This is a genomic window from Arthrobacter sp. 01T419 (genome assembly GCF_056398865.1).
Genome location: NZ_JBFTQF010000005.1, coordinates 1 through 20,505 on the forward strand (window position 1 = coordinate 1; position 20,505 = coordinate 20,505).

14 protein-coding genes and 3 pseudogenes are annotated in these 20,505 nt (G+C 63.5%); 4 read left to right on the top strand and 13 right to left on the bottom strand.

Annotated elements, in window-relative coordinates; translation table 11 throughout:
• Nucleotides 1–786, top strand: a pseudogene (locus tag AC1DLO_RS09065) (DUF3417 domain-containing protein); the annotation flags it as partial.
• Between the two features lie 73 nt (nucleotides 787–859).
• Nucleotides 860–2,194: pseudogene (gene glgC / locus AC1DLO_RS09070) on the top strand (glucose-1-phosphate adenylyltransferase); the annotation flags it as partial.
• A 16-nt stretch (nucleotides 2,195–2,210) separates the two neighbouring features.
• Here glgC and AC1DLO_RS09075 read toward each other — a convergent pair.
• The 6 genes and pseudogenes from AC1DLO_RS09075 to AC1DLO_RS09100 form a co-directional block, all read right to left on the bottom strand.
• Nucleotides 2,211–5,639: an error-prone DNA polymerase gene (locus tag AC1DLO_RS09075; RefSeq protein ID WP_476889974.1), complete on the bottom strand. Its 3,429-nt coding sequence runs from the start codon at nucleotides 5,637–5,639 to the stop codon at nucleotides 2,211–2,213.
• A gap of 43 nt (nucleotides 5,640–5,682) precedes the next feature.
• On the bottom strand, nucleotides 5,683–7,284 hold the full coding sequence (locus AC1DLO_RS09080) for a DNA polymerase Y family protein (protein ID WP_476889973.1): 1,602 nt from the start codon (nucleotides 7,282–7,284) through the stop codon (nucleotides 5,683–5,685).
• Nucleotides 7,281–7,937, bottom strand: a complete 657-nt coding sequence (locus tag AC1DLO_RS09085) for a hypothetical protein (protein WP_476889972.1) — start codon at nucleotides 7,935–7,937, stop codon at nucleotides 7,281–7,283. Before AC1DLO_RS09085 ends, AC1DLO_RS09080 begins: the two co-directional genes overlap by 4 nt.
• Nucleotides 7,938–8,113: 176 nt before the next feature.
• Nucleotides 8,114–8,482 (bottom strand): annotated as a pseudogene (locus tag AC1DLO_RS09090) (L-serine ammonia-lyase, iron-sulfur-dependent, subunit alpha); the annotation flags it as partial.
• 228 nt (nucleotides 8,483–8,710) lie between these two features.
• Entirely contained in the window at nucleotides 8,711–10,075 is a 1,365-nt protein-coding gene (locus AC1DLO_RS09095; RefSeq protein WP_476889971.1) for a DUF3100 domain-containing protein, read from the bottom strand.
• Nucleotides 10,072–11,307, bottom strand: a complete 1,236-nt coding sequence (locus AC1DLO_RS09100; RefSeq protein ID WP_476889970.1) for an amidohydrolase — start codon at nucleotides 11,305–11,307, stop codon at nucleotides 10,072–10,074. Before AC1DLO_RS09100 ends, AC1DLO_RS09095 begins: the two co-directional genes overlap by 4 nt.
• Before the next feature lie 200 nt (nucleotides 11,308–11,507).
• On the opposite strand from AC1DLO_RS09100, the gene AC1DLO_RS09105 reads away from it, so the two are divergent.
• Nucleotides 11,508–12,509: an Lrp/AsnC family transcriptional regulator gene (locus AC1DLO_RS09105; protein WP_476889969.1), complete on the top strand. Its 1,002-nt coding sequence runs from the start codon at nucleotides 11,508–11,510 to the stop codon at nucleotides 12,507–12,509.
• Here AC1DLO_RS09105 and AC1DLO_RS09110 read toward each other — a convergent pair.
• The 6 genes from AC1DLO_RS09110 to AC1DLO_RS09135 are packed head-to-tail and all read right to left on the bottom strand — an operon-like array spanning nucleotide 12,473 to nucleotide 18,642.
• Entirely contained in the window at nucleotides 12,473–14,230 is a 1,758-nt protein-coding gene (locus AC1DLO_RS09110; RefSeq protein WP_476889968.1) for an ABC transporter permease subunit, read from the bottom strand. The two genes, AC1DLO_RS09105 and AC1DLO_RS09110, sit on opposite strands and share 37 nt — an antisense overlap.
• A complete protein-coding gene (locus AC1DLO_RS09115; RefSeq protein ID WP_476889967.1) occupies nucleotides 14,230–15,756 on the bottom strand; it encodes an ABC transporter substrate-binding protein in 1,527 nt (508 codons plus the stop codon). The genes AC1DLO_RS09110 and AC1DLO_RS09115 overlap by 1 nt, the downstream gene beginning before the upstream one ends.
• A gap of 34 nt (nucleotides 15,757–15,790) precedes the next feature.
• On the bottom strand, nucleotides 15,791–16,693 hold the full coding sequence (locus AC1DLO_RS09120) for an MFS transporter (RefSeq protein WP_476889966.1): 903 nt from the start codon (nucleotides 16,691–16,693) through the stop codon (nucleotides 15,791–15,793).
• The gene (locus AC1DLO_RS09125; protein WP_476889965.1) at nucleotides 16,680–17,072 is read right to left on the bottom strand and encodes an MFS transporter; all 393 of its coding nucleotides are present in this window, start codon (nucleotides 17,070–17,072) and stop codon (nucleotides 16,680–16,682) included. Before AC1DLO_RS09125 ends, AC1DLO_RS09120 begins: the two co-directional genes overlap by 14 nt.
• Entirely contained in the window at nucleotides 17,069–17,863 is a 795-nt protein-coding gene (locus AC1DLO_RS09130) for an ABC transporter ATP-binding protein (protein ID WP_476889964.1), read from the bottom strand. Before AC1DLO_RS09130 ends, AC1DLO_RS09125 begins: the two co-directional genes overlap by 4 nt.
• Entirely contained in the window at nucleotides 17,860–18,642 is a 783-nt protein-coding gene (locus AC1DLO_RS09135) for an ATP-binding cassette domain-containing protein (RefSeq protein ID WP_476889963.1), read from the bottom strand. Before AC1DLO_RS09135 ends, AC1DLO_RS09130 begins: the two co-directional genes overlap by 4 nt.
• 133 nt (nucleotides 18,643–18,775) lie before the next feature.
• Here AC1DLO_RS09135 and AC1DLO_RS09140 point away from each other — a divergent pair, with 133 nt between their 5' ends.
• Nucleotides 18,776–19,564 (top strand): alpha/beta fold hydrolase, encoded by a 789-nt coding sequence (locus AC1DLO_RS09140; RefSeq protein ID WP_476889962.1) that lies wholly within the window; start codon nucleotides 18,776–18,778, stop codon nucleotides 19,562–19,564.
• Between the two features lie 7 nt (nucleotides 19,565–19,571).
• On the opposite strand, the gene AC1DLO_RS09145 is transcribed toward AC1DLO_RS09140, so the two are convergent.
• Nucleotides 19,572–20,417, bottom strand: a complete 846-nt coding sequence (locus AC1DLO_RS09145) for a phosphotransferase (protein WP_476889961.1) — start codon at nucleotides 20,415–20,417, stop codon at nucleotides 19,572–19,574.
• Nucleotides 20,418–20,505 lie beyond the last annotated feature (88 nt).

Genomic DNA, 20,505 nt, shown 5'->3' on the forward strand with positions numbered 1-20,505 from the left:
ATGAAGGCGGCCATCAACGGTTCGCTGAACCTGTCCGTGCTGGATGGGTGGTGGGATGAGATGTACGACGGCGAGAACGGCTGGGCGATCCCGACCGCCAACAACGACGCGTCCCCCGGCGAACGCGACGACATCGAGGCCGCCGCCCTCTACGAGCTCCTCGAGACCCAGGTGGCCCCGCGCTTCTACGGCTCCACGGTCTCCGAGCACGCCGGCGCCGCAGGTCCCTCCCAGTCCGCCCCGGAGGCCATCCCGACGCACTGGGTGTCCATGATCAAACACACCCTGGCCCACCTCGGCCCGGCAGTCTCGGCCGAACGCATGCTCCAGGACTACGTCAACATGCTGTACCGTCCGGCAGCTGTCGCCGGAAGGCAGGCGGGAACGGCCTCGTTCAAGGAAGCGAAGGAACTGGCAGCCTGGATCACCAAGATCCGCAATGCCTGGCCACAGTTGATCGTGGAACACGTCGATTCCGTCGGCGTCTCCGAGGAGCCGCAGATCGGCGACACACTCCAGGTCAACGCCTACATCTCCCTCCATGAGCTCACGCCCGAGGACGTGTCGGTGGAAGTGGCGTATGGGCGGGCTCAGGACGGAGACGCGCTCGAGGACGTAGCCCTAGTGGAGTTGACCGAAGCAGAGGACCTTGGCAATGGGCGCCACTTGTTCACCGGCTCCGTTCTGATCAACCGCTCCGGATCCTTCGGCTACACCGTCCGGGTGTTCCCGAAGCACCCCTCCCTGGCGTCCAAGGCCGAACTGGGCCTGATCGCCAACGCCTGACAAATCGCCACCCCCGCTGCCGGTCAAGCAGCGGGGGTGCGCACACCATCCTGAGCGTTATCGCTAGCGCAGGGTGAGCAGATCCAAAGCCAACAGTAAACACAAGGGAGTGATGATGGCTTCGAAGAAGGTCCTGGCGATTGTGCTGGCCGGTGGTGAGGGAAAACGACTCATGCCGCTGACCGGAGATCGCGCCAAGCCAGCGGTTCCGTTCGCTGGGAGTTACCGACTGATCGATTTTGCCCTGTCCAATCTGACTAACTCAGGCTACTGGCAGATTGTGGTGCTGACCCAGTACAAGTCCCACAGCTTGGATCGCCACATTTCAGAAACGTGGCGGATGTCCGCGCAATTGGGCAACTATGTCGCTTCGGTGCCAGCCCAACAGCGCGTCAGCAAGAGTTGGTTCCTGGGCAGCGCCAATGCGATCTACCAGTCGCTCAACCTCATCGAAGACGCGCGTCCGGACATCGTCGTCGTAGTGGGCGCTGACCACGTCTATCGGATGGACTTCGAGCAAATGGTGCGCAGCCACATCATCTCCGGTGCAAAAGCCACTGTGGCAGGCGTGCGTCAACCGCTGACCATGGCCGACCAGTTCGGCGTGATCGAGGTCGAGGAACCCGGCAGTTTCGACAATGCGAGCGACGGCACGGCCAAGAGGATCGCCGCATTTGTGGAAAAACCGGCTAGGACACGCGGACTTGCTGACGATCCCTCCCAGTTCCTGGCATCGATGGGGAACTACGTCTTCGACACCGATGCCTTGGTGGCTGCGCTTGAGCACGACGCCACGCGGCAAGACACGAAGCACGACATGGGCGGCGACATCATCCCCTATTTCGTTTCCCGCGGCGAAGCGTTCGCTTACGACTTTTCAAGCAACGATGTCCCAGGGTCCACGGACCGTGACCGCAACTATTGGCGCGACGTCGGCACCATCGACTCATACTTCGAGGCTCACCTCGACTTGATCTCACCGGAACCAGTGTTCAATCTTTACAATTCCGATTGGCCGATCTACACACGGCAGAGCACGTCGCCTCCGGCCAAGATGGTTCGCGGGGACGGCGACACTGTCGGAATGGCCCAGGACTCAATCGTTTCCAGCGGCGTCATCGTGTCGGGCGGTGTCGTGGAGAATTCGGTGCTCTCCAACGATGCCTTTATTTCCAATGGTGCTCGCGTTATCGACTCGGTGTTGCTGGACAACGTCACCATCGGCGAAGGGGCCGTGGTCAAGCGGGCTATCCTGGACAAGAACATCAGTGTTCCGGCTGGCGCAACCATCGGTCTGGATCCCGACCGGGATCGACTGCGCGGCTACAACGTGACAGATTCTGGCATCACGGTCCTGAGTAAAGGCCAACACGTGCCCCTCCCGGATGAACACGACCGGGAACTCGCTCGTGTGGCACTCCTAGCTACCTGAAGTCACGGGAGCTGGACTTCACTGTCAAGACCAACGGTTCCAGCTTGTCTGCCACGAGATTGGTGACGCCTTCCGGCGAGCGTTCGAGGAAGCCACGGATGATCAGCGCGGATGATTCCCGGGCTACGCGGCGGTGCCGCTTCCAGAGGCCAACGCTGCAGATGACGTTGAGGATGCCGCTCTCGTCCTCCAGATTGACGAAGGTGATCCCTTGCGCGGTCTGGGGGCGTTGGCGATGGGTTACGACGCCGGCCACCTCAACGCGCGTGCCGGATTCGACCTGGGATAGCCGGTCCACCCGTAGCACCCCCCTGGAATCCAGGCCGCCCCGAGCATGGCGCATCGGGTGGTCATCGGTACTGATTCCTGTGGCCCACATGTCGTAGGCGACATTTTCCAGGGGGGAGAGCTCAGGCAGCAGTGGCGGCTGGACGGCGACGTGGGTCCCTGGCAATTGCCCTTCCCGCTCCAGGGCAGCATCGCCGGCCTGCCACAGTGCTTCGCGGCGGTTCATTCCCAGCGAATCGAGTGCGCCGGCCGACGCGAGTGCCTCCAACTGGTCTGCGCTGAGATTCGCGCGACGGGACAGATCCGCCATGTCCCGGTAGGGGCCATGCTCTTCACGCTCGGCGACGATCCGTTTCGCCACCTCAGTCCCGATGGATGTGACGCCGTCGAGCCCTAACCGCACTGCATGGGAGCCATCCCGGCGGTGCAGGTGGTCTTCGCGTGGTTGATCCCGCTGGAAGAGGCCGATCTTCGGCTGGTGGAAGTCCAGGCAGGAATCCATCCCGCCCACCAGGCCTGGGTCCTCCGTCGGCTCGTCGAGCACTTCAAGGGTTGCTTCGGCAAGGGAACGGAGAACATCCGGACGCAACACGTGGACGCCATGCCTGCGGGCATCCGCCACGAGGGTTTGCGGGGAGTAGAAGCCCATGGGTTGTGCTCGAAGCAGGGACGCGAGGAATGCGCCAGGATAGTGCAGCTTCAGCCACGAGCTTGCATAGACCAATACAGCGAAACTCAAGGAGTGGGATTCCGCGAAACCGAAGTTCGCAAAGGCCTGGATCTTGGCGTAGATGGCGTCGGCGTCGTCCTTGCTGATCCCGTTGGCCGCCATCCCCGCATAGAGCTTGGCCTCAAGTGTCTCGATCTTCTCCCGGCCGCGTTTGGAACCCATCGCGCGACGGAGCAGGTCCGCGTCTTCGGCAGTGCAGCCACCCACGGCAACTGCCATCTGCATGAGTTGCTCCTGGAACAAGGGCACACCCAATGTGCGCTTAAGCACGGGCTCCAGCAATGGATGAAGATACGTGATTTTTTCCGTGCCCGCGCGGCGGCGGATGTACGGGTGGACGGCGCCGCCTTGGACGGGACCCGGGCGGATCAGTGCGATCTCCACCACCAGATCGTAGAATTCCCTCGGCTTCAGCCGCGGGAGCGTGCTGATCTGGGCCCGTGATTCCACTTGGAACACCCCGATCGAGTCGGCCCGGCAGAGCATGTCGTAGACAGCCTGTTCTTCCCGCGGGATGGTCTCGATGGTCCAGCGCTCACCGAAATGCTTGTCGATCAAGTCAAAGGAGTACTGCAGGGCGGCGAGCATTCCCAGGCCGAGAAGGTCGAACTTGACCAGGCCCATCCATTCGCAATCGTCCTTGTCCCATTGCAGGACCGTACGGTTCTCCATCCGGGCACGCTCGATGGGAACCACCTCGCCAACAGGCCGTTCGGTGAGGACCATGCCCCCGGAGTGGATGCCCAGGTGCCGAGGGAAGCCCAGTATCTGATCGGCAAGGTCCAGGACCGGGGCAGGGATGTTATTGGTCTTGCCTTCGCTGAGATCGCCCCAGTGATCGAGCCGCTTAGACCAAGCGTCCTGCTGGCCCTGGCTGTAGCCGAGCGCCTTGGCTATGTCCCTGACGGCGTTCTTCGGCCTGTAACTGATGACATTCGCTACCTGGGCCGCGTTGAACCGTCCGTATTTGCCGTAGACGTATTGGATGACTTCTTCGCGCCGGTCGGAGTCGAAATCGACGTCGATGTCCGGTTCTTCCTCGCGGAGGCTGGAGAGGAACCGCTCGAACGGAAGGTTGTAGAAGATACTGTCGACGGCGGTGATCCCCAGTGCGTAGCAGACGGCCGAGTTCGCCGCAGAACCCCGGCCTTGGCAGAGGATGCCGCGGGAACGGGCAAACTGCACGATGTCGTGCACAATCAGGAAATAGCCGGGGAAGTCCTTCGCCTCGATCACTGCGAGTTCCTGCTCGATCCGGCCATGGACCCGTTCGTCGGCGTCCGGGTACTTTTCCTTGATACCTTCGTCGACGAGGTGCCGGAGCCAGGTGATAAGGCTGTGCCCTGCGGGAACATCGAGCTTCGGGAGCTTCGGGCGGGCGGCCCGCAGTTGGAAGGCCAGTTCATCGGCGATCTCGACAGTCCGTTCGACCGCGCCGGGGTAGCGGGTGAACCTCGCCGCCATCTCGGAACCGCCCCGCAGATGGGCGCCACTGTTTGCGGGCAGCCATCCGTCCAAGTCCTCGAGACTGCGGCGTGCCCGGACGGCTGCCATGGCCGTGGCCAGCGGGTATCCCTCCGGGGCAGCGTAATGTACGGCGTTGCTAGCGATGAAAGGTATGCCCGCGCGGTCGGCGATACGGACGAGGGCGTCGTTGTGGCTGCTATCGAGAGGATTCCCGTGATCGAAGAGCTCCACCACCACATTTCCCCGCCCGAATCTCTCGATCAACGCATCCACCTCAAGGGCAGCGGCTTGTTCGCCGTCGCTGAGAAGGGCTCTCCGGACTGAGCCTTTGCGGCAGCCGGTCAGTACCAGGCAATGGTCTTTGAGGGCGTGTGCCAGGGTATCGAGATCGTAGATGGGGTGGCCCTTTTCCGCATCAGCGGCCAGATGTGCGGTGGTCATCGCCCCTGCCAGCCGGTGGTAGCCCTCTTCCTTACGGGCGAGGACGAGCAAGTGATCGCCTTCGGGATCGGCTTCGCCTTGTTGGGGTTTGCTGAGCCCGAGCGACAGCTCAGCACCGAACACTGTCTTCAGCTCGTAGGCTTCGGCGGCCTCCGCCATTCGCACGATCCCGTAGAAGCCGTCGTGATCGGTCAGCGCGAGGGCATGGATGCCCAGCCGGACCGCCTCCTCAACCAGTTTCTCGGGCGAGGAGGCGCCGTCCAGGAAGCTGTAGTGCGAATGCGCGTGCAGTTCGGCATAAGGCACGACGGCGGCACCCGCCCGGGATGCGGTCCTCGCGGGATCGAGGGGGACCGGACGGTAAGGCCCGCGTTTCCTTGACCAAGCGGGGCTGTCACCGCCGTCGCCTTTGGTTTTGTGTTTGTCCGGCGCGCGCCGGTCTGACAGCGTGCGTTCGAACTCCGACCATGGAATTGATGGGTTGTTCCAAGCCATCTTTGTCTTTCCTGCCTAAAAGTTTGGTGTTCCACTCTGGCGTTCAGTCGTAGCGGGCCTCTGCCCACCAGTTCTGCTCGTCCAGGAGAAGGAGCCAAGCCTCTCCGTTGCCGTCCACAAGCTGGAACCGGTCCGCTTCAAGGCGGTGATCGGCGTCCCACCATCTCTGCCGCAGCGGCCAGGGGCCCGCCCACTGAGCCACCAGTCGCCGTCGTGCGGGGTCTCCCGTGGGACAGAACCACATTGGTGGGGCAAGCAATCCGCCGCGATGGTCTGTGCGGACTTTTTCCTTGTCCGCATCGAGCAGCAGGACCGGGATGAGGGAAGCGAACACCGTGGCGGGCTGTGGGTCTGGAATCCTGCCTGGCCACGGCCTGGCGGCCAGGGCAGCCGTTCCCGCCGGCAAGGCATCTCCCCAAGGAACCAAGCGGCGCCGCTCGGCCAGCAAGCGACCTCCGGAGATCGCAGGCACTACTACGGCTTCATGTCCGAGCATGCTTTGGATCCGGCTGAGTCCGTGATGAATCTGCTCCTCGGCTCCATCTCCGAAGAGAGCGCGCCCATGATGGGCGATCGAATCCACCCGGACGGGGACGAACTCTACCCGGGTGACCGGTGAGGACAGCCCGCCGCCGGTTATGCCGCCGTCGGGCATTCTGTTGTTGGCGGGGGGCTGTGACTGAAGCTGCCAGCGCACCCTGTCCACGACGTCGCTGGCTGTGAAGTGGCGGGGGTGCCCCCACGTCCGTTCGGAGCGGCTCCCTTCCTCGTCAGTGATCAGAACCCTCAGTTCCGTACAGACCAAACCTTCCGTCTGGAGTCCGGCCACGAAGGTGTCTGCCGTGGAACGGAGCTGGAACGCGAGCTGGTCAACCCGGTCCAGGCCCGGTTCGAACTCTGCCCGTTCATCCAGTTTCCGTGGGGGCTTCCGGGGGATCACCCTGCGGGGATCCTGGCCGCTTGCCAAAGCGTGCGCACTGATTCCGGCAGCACCGAAACGGGCACGGACATCTGCAATTGGAAGGTTCGCGAAACTCCCCAAGGTGAGAATGCCAAGGCGTTTGAGCAAGGAAGCCAGCTTCGGCTGTCCCAGTACCTCCACAGGAAATGGACTCAGGAAATCCCGGGAGGAACCCGACGGCAGCACAAGAAGGGGGGAGAGCTCGCTGGTGCTCCGGGCTGCCTGCTCTGCGGCAAACACGGAGTCGGCGATCCCTACCCGGGTCTCCACGCCGAGGCGGTCGGCTGATTCAAGTACAGCGCCGGCGGCCGCTTCCTCGCCGCCGTAATATCTGGCGGCGCCACGGGCCCGGATAGCGCAGAGGCCCGGGCGGAGTACTTCCACGCCAGGAGCCCGTTCCTCAAGCGACGAGAGCACAGGTTCGAATTCCCGTGCATCCCGCACCGGATCAACGGCGCATACCACCAAGTCGGGACAACGGGTCTGCGCTTCCCGCAACCGCAAGCCCCGGACGACCCCTTCTGCGCGTGCTTCCGCGGAGCAGGCTGCTATGACACCTTGGCCGATGACTGCCGCAGGGACGTCCGGGGGCAGGGCATCTGCCAAGCGGGCGGCGACGAGAGGCCAATCCGGGAACCATGTCACCAACGCGCGCACCGGGGTTTCAAGCTGAAACAGCATCATGCCCCCATCCGATGGCGGGACAGATCTACCGGACCGCTGTCCGCAAGATCCACGGATGCCCTGCGGGAACTGCCCCGCAGAGCGACTTCGAGCTCGAGCTCCTGCTTGGCGAAATGTCCATGGCCCTGCCCGAGCCCGGCCCACTCATATCCATTCACCTGTAGGATGGCTTCACTCTGCGGCCATGGTCCCAAGACAAGCAGGACGGAACTCCGCTCGCGGAGCCTGGCTCCCAAACGGGCGGCCTCGGCCGGTGCGACCCTTTCCGGGGCGCAAGCAAGCACCACTGAGAGTACGTCCGCCATGGCGGCGATCACCGGGGTCCAGCTGGCCCCGGGGTCTGGCACCAGCACCAGCCGATCAAGCGCAACGCCGAAACCTGCGGCCGCCTCGACCCCGAAGTCAGGAAGCCCTGCCACCCCGCACCAAGAGCCGTTGAGTGAGGGGCCGGCCAACAATGCCATGGCCAGTGACATGGATCCCTGGATGGAATATGCCGCACCCGGACGAAGCCCGCCCGGGAGAAGCCTGCTGAGCGAGGGGAGTACGGGCAGGGATCTTTCACTGCCGCGTTTGCCCTGCATCAGGTGGATTTTCGCCTGCAAGTCATCGCGCAGCAAAGCCGGCGAGGCGGAAGTCAGGCGAGAAGGCATGCTTCAATTTTCGAACATATATTCGAATGAGTCAATTGCTCGGGATCCCGCTTGGAGGGTGGCCTCCTCAACGATCTACTGTTTTTGACGCGGGTTCCCGGTCCGGGCGCCTGGTTCCGGGCCGGCGCGGCAGTATCAGGGGCGAAACTGGTCGGTTGTTGAGGGCGAAAGGCCCCTCAGCACTCCACGACGTTGACGGCGAGGCCTCCCATGGCGGTTTCCTTGTATTTGGAGGACATGTCCTTGCCGGTCTCCCGCATGGTCACGATGACCTCGTCGAGGGACACCCGGTGCGTGCCGTCGCCCCAGAGCGCCATCTTCGCGGCGTTGATGGCCTTGGCCGCGGCGATCGCGTTGCGCTCGATGCAGGGGATCTGGACGAGCCCGCCGATCGGATCGCAGGTCAGGCCCAGGTTGTGTTCCATCGCGATCTCGGCCGCGTTCTCCACCTGTCCCGGGGAGCCGCCCATGACTTCGGCCAGGCCCGCGGCGGCCATCGAGGACGCGGACCCGACCTCGCCCTGGCAGCCGGCGTTCGTGCCAGTCGGGGGCCCGACGGCGGACCTTCAGTCCGCCGGCCAGGTTCAGGGTGCCGGTTCCGGCGATCGAGGCGAGCCGTTCCTCCACTTCCTCGGGAAGGATGACCTCGGTGGAAAAAAGATCGAAGGCGCCAACAGCCATGCCGGTTCCCTTATTGAATACACGAAGCGGGCAAGGGCTGCCGACGCCTCGGGGCGCCGGCAACCCTTGCCGTGGCAAGGAGAGTGCCGTACTTACCTCCAGAAGCCCAGCGTGAACTCGGCAATGAGGGAGGAGAGTAGGAACGATGCCGTGATTGCCACGAGCCCCACGGGAATGATTTTCCACCCGATGCGACGTAGCAGACTGAAGTCCTTGCCCAGCGAAAGGCCGGCCAACGTCAACACGATCGTGGTGATGGACAGGAAGTCAACGGAGCCGACGAGCCGATGGAGCGGTTCAGCCAGGGGCGACCAAGGGCTCGAGATGTAGGCTCCGATGGTGGTCACCCAGATGATCGCTGAGACCTTCTTGGTTACTTTCTCCAATGCCGTTCCCGCGAGCAGGAGGGCGATCATGACGGTGTATCCGCCGACGATTTCCCAACTGAATCCCTTCGCGGCCACGAAGGCCGTGGCTAGTCCGAGGACAGCTAGAACACTGAGCGACAGCCACAGGGGGATGGCAACGTGCGCAGTCGATTCTGCCACTTCCTCGCGGAATGAAGCGTTATCGTCATCCACCGCAGCGGCTGCCCCGGACGCCGTTCCGGAACCTGTTTGGCCGACCAAAACAGTCTCGGAAACTGCGACAAGTGAGCGGTTGCGGGTGAGGAAGCGATAGAAGCGATCAGCCAGGGGGAGCGCCACATAGATTCCGACGTAGACCCCCAGGAGGCTGGTGATGAGATTGGAGACTGCCGCCATGCCAAGGATCGCGTCTTTGTCCGCTGGATAAGCGGCGACGATACTCGCTGCGGACGCCGCCATCATCGATCCGGAACCGACGCCGGCGCCCATGGCCAAGGCCAAGGGGTCGAAGATCTTCCAGTTCGCGACGATGGACGTCACCAGGGTGATGTACAGGGCGCCGAAAAGCGTTCCGAAGACGTACATGGCCAGGACGCCGCGATATTGGTCGGAGTCCGCTCCGAAGCGGTTGGAAACCATGGCGAATGCCGATTCGCGGTCAATGGAGAACGTGGCACCAACAGTGGCTTTGCCCATGCGAAGCAAAACGGCGAGCGGGAGCGCCAGGACGATGGTTCCAAGCATGTGCCCTGCTTCTTGGAGAAGGAGGGCCGGGCCTGCGTGGATGAGCTTGGGCAGGCTGGGGCCGATGTCGAAGGCCAGCCGGGCAACCAGCAGCATGACCGCCGCCGCTGCAAGAGCGGAAGCTGCCTTCTGCAGCTTCATGGGGATCGGCTTGATCTTCTGGACTGAGAGGACGAGGCCGGCCAGCAGGCCCCAGACCATGGGAAAGATGACCAGTGAACCAATCCCGACATTGATCTTCAATTGTCCGATGAGCTGGACTGAGGCGGCGATTGCCAGCGCAAGGACAGCGATGGGAACAGCGATTCGGGGCCCGGCGATGGACGGTCTGGTGGAGGTAGTCATGCCCTTGCCTCTTCGTGGGTGCTGCGAACGTAGGAAGCCTCGATGAACCGTGCCTTCTGAACAGGGTCCGAAGCGGCAGCGGCAACCGTGAACGCCAGCCCGTACGCGGCGTCGAACATCACCTCGTAGGCAGCCTGCGTGTTGGCGGCCGCGGTAAATCCTGCAGAGTGAATGGGAGCCTCGGCACCGGGAACGCTGAACATTGGATGGATGCTGGGGATGACCTGGCTGATATTGCCCATATCCGTGGATCCTCCGCCCTTGTAGTCGGGGGCCGGAGCGGAGACGTCCCGGCCCCGCGCCGCCATGGCACCAATCCAATGGCCTGCCAGTTCCGCGTCCTGGATGAGGGGCTCGTAGAGGGGTTCGGTCGCTTCGATGGTCAGTTCCGTGCCGGTTGCCACGGCGGCGCCCTCGAAGCAGCGCTTCACTTTCGCGAGAAGCTCGCGGAAATCGCTCAGGGCAAAGGCGCGGCACTCGAATTCGACGACGGCCCGGTCGGGGATGATGTTCGTGGCGGCCCCGGCCTCGGCGATGAAAAGGCCGATCCGCTGATCTCCGGGTATTTGTTGCCGGAGCAGCCCGATGGCCACTTGGCTCACGATTGCGGCGTCGGCGGCGTTAATTCCGCGATGAGGCATCGCAGCCGCGTGTGCGGCCTGACCGCTGAATGTTGCACGGTAGCGCCCGACCGCCTGTGAACTCGTTCCTAGGGGATTCGCCGTCATTCCCTCGTGGCCCGGGTGGGCCATCAGAGCGAGCCCGACGCCGTCGAACGCGCCTGCTTCGAGCAAAAGGGCTTTACCGCCACCGTGCTCCTCAGCAGGTGTGCCGATTGCCTTCAGGGTGATGCCGAGGTCGTCTACATAAGGGGCCAGGGCGACGGCTGCCGCCACAGAAGCTCCGGCGATGAGGTTGTGGCCGCAACCATGTCCGATATCCGGCAGTGCGTCGTATTCGACGCACAGGGCCACGGTGAGCGGACCGGTTCCGATCGTGCCAGTGAAGGCAGTGGGTATTCCCCCGGTTCCACGCTCCATGGCGAATCCTGCCGAGGACAGAAAGCCGGCGATGGACGCCGAGGCAGCTTCCTCACGGAAGGACAACTCCGGCCTGCCGTGAATGCCCTCTGCCAATTCCTGGACTCCAGACCGGCAGTCTTTGATGCTCTGCCCAAGGTGGAGCCTGACGTCCACTGCCTGGGGCATGTCGGCTGACGGAATGTGATTCATGGTTCTCCAATGTGGGCGGGGAGGAATCTGTGCCCATTGTGTTGTCGAAATAAACGTCCATGGGGCCGCAGCCAAGGGGAGCGTCGTCGGGGCGAACGTCTGGGTGGGCGGCGCAATGCTTTCAAGAAGAATATGGATAAGCGATAGTATTCATTGAGAATCGCAGGATAGTGACAAGACAACTGGAGAATGTGCAGGAAATGGCTTTTGATGAGCTGGATCTCCAGCTGCTGAACGCCCTCCAGGTCCAACCCAGGGCATCGTGGACGAGCCTCGGGAAGATCCTGGGGGTTGATCCGGTGACGTTGGCGCGCCGTTGGGAAAAGCTCGAAGGCGAGGGCCTCGCGTGGGTAACCGGCTATGCGAATTTTGGCTCGTCGCCGGTTGGCGCGATTGTCGAAATCGAGGCGAAGCCGGGCAAGCTGCTGGAATTGGCGCACGTTCTGGGGAATGCTTCCGAAGCCCTGACGGTCGATATCACCGGCGGAGCCAGGGATCTGGTGGTCACCGTGGCGGCTGCCACTGACCAAGCCCTGTACCGATACCTGCTTGAGCGTATTGAAACGTTGGACCTCGTGGCGAGAGTCCATTCCCACCCCATTGCCAAGCTTTTGACGGACGCCAGCCAATGGCGCCTCCGCGCACTCGACGGGGCCCAAGTGGAAGCGCTCCGCCGATTGGCATCCGGGAGGGCTCGGACTAAGGGGAGTAGCGAGATTGACGATGCGATCGCTCTGGAGCTGGCCCGGAATGGGCGGGCTACGGCTGGGGCGATTGCCGCACGCCTCGCCCTCGCTCCCCGCCGCGTACGCGAGTCCATCAACGCCCAGCTGGCCGCCGGCACCTTCAAACTTCGTACTGAAATTGTCCGGTCGCACTCCGGTTGGCCGGTCTACGCTTGGTACTTTCTTTCCGTCCCGGCGGCCCAAACCGAACGTGTCGGGAGTCAGCTGAGTCGCCTGGATGAGATCCGTACGGTCATGTCGGTGGTTGGCCGATACAACATCGCCATGGCCGTGTGGATGCGCACGCTCGAGGACATTTCACGGCTCGAGGCGGCCATCGAGAGACAGCTCCCGGACGTTCGCATTGCTGACCGATCCGTGGTGATGCGAACGACGAAGCTCGTCGGAAACCTCCTCGATGAGGACGGCCGCAGGCAGGGCTACGTTCCCATTCGGTTGGCTGCAACAAGAGGCTGATCCTTGCGCGACCACGTCACGCTCGACATGGACACTGCCAGGATCGAGGCGAGGATCAACGCCGACGCCGGGGCGGCAACTGCCCATGGGGCCCGCTCCACGTAGTTGATCCCCTCAGCCAGGATGAGGCCCCACTCGGGCGATGGCTGATGGGGGCCGAGCCCCAGGAACCCCAAGGCGGCAAGGGCCAATGCGATTCCCGGTATCCGGAGCATCGAATGCCTGAAGACGGGGCCAAGGATCGCCGGAACGATGTAGCGCCAGAGGATCCGGACCCGCCCCACGCCCAGGACCGGAAGGATCTTCACATGGGGTTGCGCCCTGGCCTCCTGCGCCAAAGCCGCAGTGTGCGCGGCGAGGGGCGCCCAGCTGACTAAGGTGACGGCAATCGCTGCGCCTTCGGCCGACGCCCCGGTCACCACCGCAACGATCAATCCGGCCAGGATGGGTGGAGCGGCGTTCGCTACTTCAAGGGGACCGGTCGTCGCGAGCGGGAAGAGCCCGACGACGATCCCGATCAAAAGGCAAGCCAGAACCACGAGCAAAGCCGTTCCCAAAGTGGGTACGGCACCGTGTCCCACCCGGGCAAGGAGGTCGCGTCCGCTGGCATCGGCCCCGAAGGGCAGCTCGAAGCCCGGGCCCGCAAGCCGTGCATGGCTCGACGTGAATGGATCGCGCAGCAAGCCCGCGACGACGATGAGCAGCAACGCTCCCGCAGCGACGAGCGGAATGGCGACATCCCGCCGTCGTGATCTTCCCGGCGAGTCCGGAACAGGAACTGTCCCCGAACGCAGTGCTGCTCCCAGCAAGAGGTACCGGGCCGCTGCGCTCACGGAACCTGCTCCAACGGCCAGTAGCAGAAGCGCCAGCACTCCTGCCTGCAGCGCGGGTATGTCCTGGGCGCTCGCCGCGCCCAGGACTGCCCGGCCCAATCCGGGAATCGCAAAAACCTTCTCCACGGCAACCGCTCCGCCGGTGAGGCCGATGAGGACAAGCCCGATCTGGCTCATCACCGACGGCAGCGCGCGGCGAAGTACGGCCGCGGTGAGCCTGACGCGGCCTGCTCCCGCCATGGCCCAGGTACCCACCCATTTTTCCGCGAACGCCGAGCTGACGGCGTCGGAAAGCAAGCGTCCGATCAGGCCGCCAGCGGGCAGGCCAAGAGAGAGGGCCGGCAACACCGCGTGGTCCAGGCCCTGCCAGCCGTATGGCGGAAACCAGCCAAGCCACACCGCACCGATCACAAGGAGCATCGCTGCCAAAAGGAACTCAGGGAGGGCGGTCATGGCCGCCGCCACGACGCCGGAGCCTCGCCCGGGGTTCCCGGCCAGCCCCCGTAGCACGGACGGAACGCACAGGCCGGTAGCCACCACTGTTGCGACGACCACCGCACAGGCCATCAGGGTGACGGAGACTCCCAGGGTTTCCAGGGTGCCGGGACCAACAGGCGTGTTGGTGATCCAGGAATTTCCCATATCTCCCCGCAACAGCCCTCCGGCCCAGTCAAGGAAGATGTGCAGGGGTCCTCGATCGAGCCCGAGCTCGGCACGGATCATGCCCAGGGTTTCATCAGTCGCTTCCCGGTCGGCGTACCGCGCCCGCAGGATGGTGTATTCCGGCCTTTGTCCCGAAAGCCATGGCAAGAGCCCGATCAGCACAACAATCGAGAGGAGTGCCACGGTTCGGGAAACCGCGGTTTTGATGAACGCCGGGGCCCACATTAGTCAGTGATTCCTGTCTTGCTGGTGATCAGTGCGCGCTCGCGGGGATCACGTTCTACATTCAGGACTCTTGCTGATTCGCCTTGGATGACGCGTTCGTGGAGCAGCGGCACGGCCGCGTCCTTCGAGAGGATCAGTGCCTCGGCGGCGGCGATTGCTGCCCGACGCTCAGAGCCTGCGGGAATCGCTGATGCTTGGCTCAGTGCCGCGTCCACCTCCGCATCGCAGAACTGGGAAATGTTGAAGGACCCCTTGCAGGCAAAATCGCTGAACATGTAGGCCACGGGGTCGCCGGAATCCAGGACCGTGGCGCGGGACAGGATGAAGGCATCGAATTTGCCGGCCAGGGCGTCCGCCTCGATGTGCTGGTACTCGCGGACTTCCTGCTCCACGATGAAGCCGGCGGCTTCGAGCTGTTGCTCGAGCTGCACGGCGACCTCGGGCAGCTCGGCCCGGTCCGTGAACGTGCCGAGCTTGATGCGGCGGCCAGCGGCGGGGGCCGCTTCTGCCCGCTTCTTCAGGGCCTCGACGTATGAGGTGTTTTGCCGTTCCTTGGCCGCCCAGGGGAGGGCCGGGCCCAGGAGGCCCTCGGCGACGTCCGCACGTCCCTCGTAGACCCGTTCAACAATCGTGGCCCGTTCGATCGACATGCGTGCCGCTGCCCGGACCGACGGATCCGCGAAGGGTCCGGCCTTGGTGTTCAGGTAGAGGGTATTGGTGCGGGGCATGGGCACTTCGTGAATCAAGTCGGCCTTGATCTGGGCGACTTGGCCTACGGGAATTGCCTCCACGACGTCGGCAGTTCCGGTCCTCAGCGCTGCTGCGCGCGCTGTGCCGTCGGGGACGTACTGGACATCGACGCCGCTGCTTGCGGCCTTCTCTCCCCAGTAGTCGGCGAAACGGTTGAGGGTTGCGGAGCTAGTACCGTCCGCAGACGCAAGGAGATAGGGTCCGGTGCCGGAGTTGATGGGGCTGACGACTCCGCCGGGCTTGTAGGCGGATGCGGCAAGGATCGAAAGCTGGGGGCTCGAAAGCCGCTGGGGAACCAGCGGATCGTCCGCCTGAGTGGAGACGACGACGGCGTTCCCGCCGTCAGTCCGGACGCTTAGCTGGACGCCGTCGAGGATTCGCGGCTTGGGCTTGGCATTGGCCGCCGCCGTCAACGATGCCGCCACTTGCTCCGCCGTCAGTAGCGTCCCGTCATGGAATTTCACACCTCCACGGAGCTCGAAGCGCCAGTTTTTGCTGTCCAGCTGCTTCCAGGCTGTTGAAAGCGATGGCTGGGCATCGCCGAGGGCATCCAGGACAACCAGGGTCTCCGCGGTCTTCCATCGCGAGAGTTTGAAAGCATCGTCGCTGAGGGGAGTGAGTCCCGACCGGGGTGGCTGCAACATGGCCACCTTGATGCGGGAGTCAGTACTGCTGGCGGCTGGCGTGTTGCCTGGGGCGACGCAACCGCTGAGGGCGGCAGCCATTGCGGAGGCGAGGAGTATGGCGGCAACTGCTTTTGGACGTGAAATGGCCATGGATTGGTGCCTTTCTTTCGTGGGTGTGAGTGGATTAGGCAGGTTGAAGTTGTTGCGGGCGCGACGCCGGGATGCGTGCCGGAAGGAAGCGACGAATGAGTGAAGCGGAGACTGTGGCGAAGACTGCCGACACCAGCCATGGAGAGGCCGCGGCCAGGGATGGCGTGGTGGCATGTTCATAGAGCGGAGCAAGGACCACATTGCCGAGGAGAACCATCGTTCCGCCGCAGCTCGCGAGCAATCCGTAGTAAGCGCCGGTGGGGCGTCCTGAGGCAAAATCGAGGACCAGATCCATGGCAACGGGTGCCACGCACATGTGCCCAAAGGCGAGCGCAGTGACCAGCAGGAACGCCGGCAGCGCAGGGAATGCGGCGGGCGGCGGGAAGACGGCCATTGCTGAGATAGCCACGAACCCCAAGGCGTGAATGGCAAATCCCGTGGCGAGCGCAACGCCCGGTCCTTTCTGTTTCATGAGCCTCGCGATGGGCCACTGCAGGGCGATGGTCAGGATGGACGCATAGGCGAAAATCGCGGAAAGCGCACCCAGTCCCGCGCTACTTCGTTCCAGTTCGATCGGCATCCCGAAGTAGAGCTGGTTGTAGGCAAAGAGGTTGGTGCTGTAGAAGGCCGCAAAGGCGACGAAGCGCTTTTCCTTGAGGCATGACCAAGTGCCCGACGGCGGTGCGGCGGCGGGGTGCCCGGCGGAAGGTTTGACGGCGCTCGCCTTAGCCGCTGGAAGGAAGAAGCGGAAGACCACCGACATCACGGCAAAGACACCCGCCCCGACGAACAGGGCCGAGTCGAAGCCTGTATCAAGCAGGACGGACCCGAGCAACGGACCGGCCACGGCCCCGATTTCCCCGCAAATGACCAGCAGGGCAAACAACGTGGTTCTGTGTGGGTGCGTGGCGGCGCGTCGCTCTTCAGCCGCACCCACAAGGCTCTCCAACGCAGGAGAAAAGAGGGCGCCACCCGCCCCCGGTGATGACGGCTCCCAGGAGGAAAAGGGGGAAATCCGCGGCCCAGGCCAACAGCACGTAGCCAGCGATCCTGGCCAGGCATCCGGCGATCATTGCAGGCCGGGCTCCCCAACGATCCGCGACCGCGCCGCCCGCGAGGAACAGTCCTTGCTGGGCAAAGGTGCGGGCACCAAGGACAGTCCCCACGGCCATTGCCCCCATGCCGAAGTCCTCACGCATGGAGACCGCCAAGAAGGGGACAACGGAGTAGAAGCCGAGGTTGAAGATGAGCTGGCTGGCGAGCAAGAGTCGAGGCGCCGTTTCCGGGCGTGAGTTCAATGTAGTGGGTGCATTCATGGGGTGCCTTTGAATCTGCTCAACCGGGGGATCGAAGCTACGAGCTCCCTGGTTTCCCGGGCCCGCGGGTGGGTGTACACGGCCGCGGTAGGTCCCTGTTCCACGATGCGTCCCCCGGAGAGAACCAGCGTCTGCGAACACAACCGGGCGACGGCAGCCAGATCGTGCGAGACAAACAGGAGCCCGAGTCCGTCCCGATGGATCAGTTGTTCCATCAGCGCCAATACTGTGTTCCTGAGCGGAAGATCGAGCCCGCTGACCGGCTCGTCTGCAAGGAGGATGCTCGGCGACGGGACCAAGGCACGAGCAATGGCCACGCGCTGGTTCTGGCCGCCGGAGAGCTCACGTGGCCGACGCGTTAGCAGTCCTGGATCCAGGCCGACTCGTTCCAAGGCGTTCAGGACCATGCGCTGGTGGTCTCCCCTGACGCGCAGTTGCCTCAGTGGTTCCAAGAGGAGGCGCTCCACATTCATGCCCGGGTCGAGGCTCGTCGCGGGATTCTGTGGGATGTACTGCACCAAGCGCCGGTACCACCTCAACGACGAGGCCGAGCCAGGCACCACCGGGGTGTCGTTGAACTTCACGGCTCCGGTATCCGGTTTTTCCAGCGCGAGAAGGATACGAAGGAGGGTCGATTTTCCGGCGCCCGAGCCACCCACCAAGCCGATGCTGTCCCCGGAGGCAACGCTGAGGGAAACCTCCTGCAATGCGGACCGGGCTGAGCGTTGCTTCAGGAACCCTCTGTCTAGGTAGTTGTGTCCCAGGTTGTCGGCGCTCAATACAGCATTCATGCTGTGGCTTCCGGGGGAAGGGAATCAAAGCCGACATGGGCGGCTTCCACCAATTGCTGCGTGTAATGGTGCACCGGCCGGTCCACAAGGGACTCCATCGATCCCTTTTCGACGATCCTGCCTGACTTCAGGACAAGGGCTTGGTGGCAAAAGGCCGCAGCGACAGCAAGGTCATGCGTAATGAACAACATGGCGCCGGCGGATGTGAAATTCCGTGCAAGGGCATCGAGGACTTTTGCCTGGCTGACCATGTCCAGGGCGGTAGTGGCTTCATCCGCCACCAGAACGGTGCTACGGCAGGCCAAGGCGAGTGCGATGCAGACCCGTTGCAGCTGACCGCCCGACAATTTGCCGCTGAAGCTTTCCATGGTCCGTTCGGCTTCCTCTATTCCCACCGACGTGAGTAGTTCAAGTGCCCGCTTCCGTGCCATGGAGGCCGGGAGGCCCGCATGCCGCAGCGGGATCTCAAGCTGTTTGCCCAGGCGCACCAAGGGATTGAGTGCGGACATCGGGTCCTGATGGATTGCGGTGATCCCGGCGCGACTGCTTCGCCTCTTGGACAACGGCACTTCCACTCCGTTGATCTGCAACCGCCCGGAAGCACTCATCGCGGCTGGAAGCTGTCCCAGCAGGGCAGCGGCGGTCAGGGACTTGCCCGAACCCGAGGCTCCGAGAAGAGCCAGTCTTTGACCCGGGTCAATAGCGAAGCTGACTCCTTCAATCAGGGCGCGTCCCCGGAGGAACACACTCAAGTCTTGAACCAGGAGGGCAGAGTGCATGGGGAACTTTCGGGTAGGAGCGATGAATGAGTATTGATGCTATCAATACTCATTCTCATTAAGCGAAATATTGAGGCGCGTTGAGTTCCCACGCTCTTGCCAAGTAGCTACAGTCTGCGATTAGGGTGGGCACGTGGACTTTGAGCACGGCTACGCGCACAACGGCGCCCTGCGGATGTATTACGAGGTTCATGGCGAACCTCGGCCGGACCGTACGCCCTTGTTATTGATCCATGGGGGCGGATCCACGATCGAGTCGAACTTCCGGGAGCTCATCCCGCTGCTGATCGAGACAAGGCACGTCATCGCCGTCGAAGAGGAAGGCCACGGCCACACAGCGCCGATCGATCGCCCCCTCACCGCCGAAAATTCAGCCGCGGACGTCGCGGCGGTCCTGCGTCAGCTGAACGTTCCCCTGGCAGATGTGCTCGGCTTCAGCGCCGGCGGGCACACCGCCCTCGCCTTGGCCATGGAACATCCGGCGATGGTACGCAAGCTGATCGTCGCGTCGTCCATGGCCGCACGCGACGGAATGGTAGAAGGATTCTGGGATGGACTCCAAAACGCCACCTCTGCAGACATGCCGGAGGTCTACCGCGAGGCCGACCTCAAGCTCAATCCGGACCCTCAACACCTTGAGAAACTTTTTGTCTTGGACAGCCAGCGAATGCTGACTTTTCCGGGATGGTCCGACGAACAATTGGGCTCCATCACGGCTTTGACTCTCGTGTTGCTCGCCGACCGCGACGTGATCAGGCCCGAGCACGGAGTGCAGTTGGTCCGGGCCATCCCGGGGAGCCGCTTGATGATCGTGCCGGGAAACCATGGTGACTACCTTGGGGAGCAAGCAGCCAGCGACGGCGATCTCCGGACCATGCGCGCGACACTTCCTTTTATCCTGCGCCACCTCGACGAAGCTTAGAGGCAAGTCACGTTATTGCGGCGTGGAGAGCTGCCGCGTTTTCGGCCAGCCACGCTTGGCGGCGAAGAATCTTGTCACCGACGCCTTCATCCCACATCCTCTTCCAGCCGCCGCCCTTTGTGAGCGCCCTGCGCCTCATCAAATGCCAGGAGCGCTCCGCGGCGTTCCTGGCCACGTCAACTACCTCGGCGCGATCAAGCGGACCAAGGCCATATGCGTTTAGCAGCGTGCCACCCCGGGAGGCTGCGTCCACCTTTCGCATCACGGGATCGCGGTCGCTGACGGGCATCCAGGCGCCCCACCAGAGGAGCAAGTTCGCGACTTCTTCCACCCGGCTTGCGGGGCGCACCAAATCGAAGTCGATCAGGGCGACGGCGGAACCGTCCCGGAAGACGACATTCTCCGGGGTGATGTCCATGTGGGCGAGGAATGTTGCCGGTCCCGCAATCGAGCTCGGGCACCCTTGAGGATCGGCATCGGCGCCCGTGCGTGCCCAGCCGGGTACACCAAGCGGCTTCACAGCATCGTCGTAGCTCCGCACCAAGCGCGCCACGCTGACGGCACTCGATTCGTCGGCGACCCAGCTCGGCCAAGGGCGGCCGGCGGTGTCCCCAGGAATGAAACTCAGGGTGTCTCGGCCGCTTTCGTCGATGCCCAGGAAACGGGGCGCTCCCTGGAATCCGGCCGATTGCAGGAAGTCCAGGAGACGGCGGACCCGCTGCGAAGCGTCGCTTGCAGGGCGCCGGACTGTATCGCCCACCCGGACGAGCCCCTCCGTCACGTCCCCGCCGAGTAGCGGAACTGCAGGTTCCGGGCGCTCGGGCTCGACGTACGGGCGGGTATCTGTAGTCATCGTCCGATGCTGCCACGGCCGGGTCGATGGCGCCAGCAAGGGAAATTTTCCCTGCCGCGGCCGGCACCGCTAGGCGCGATTGTGCACT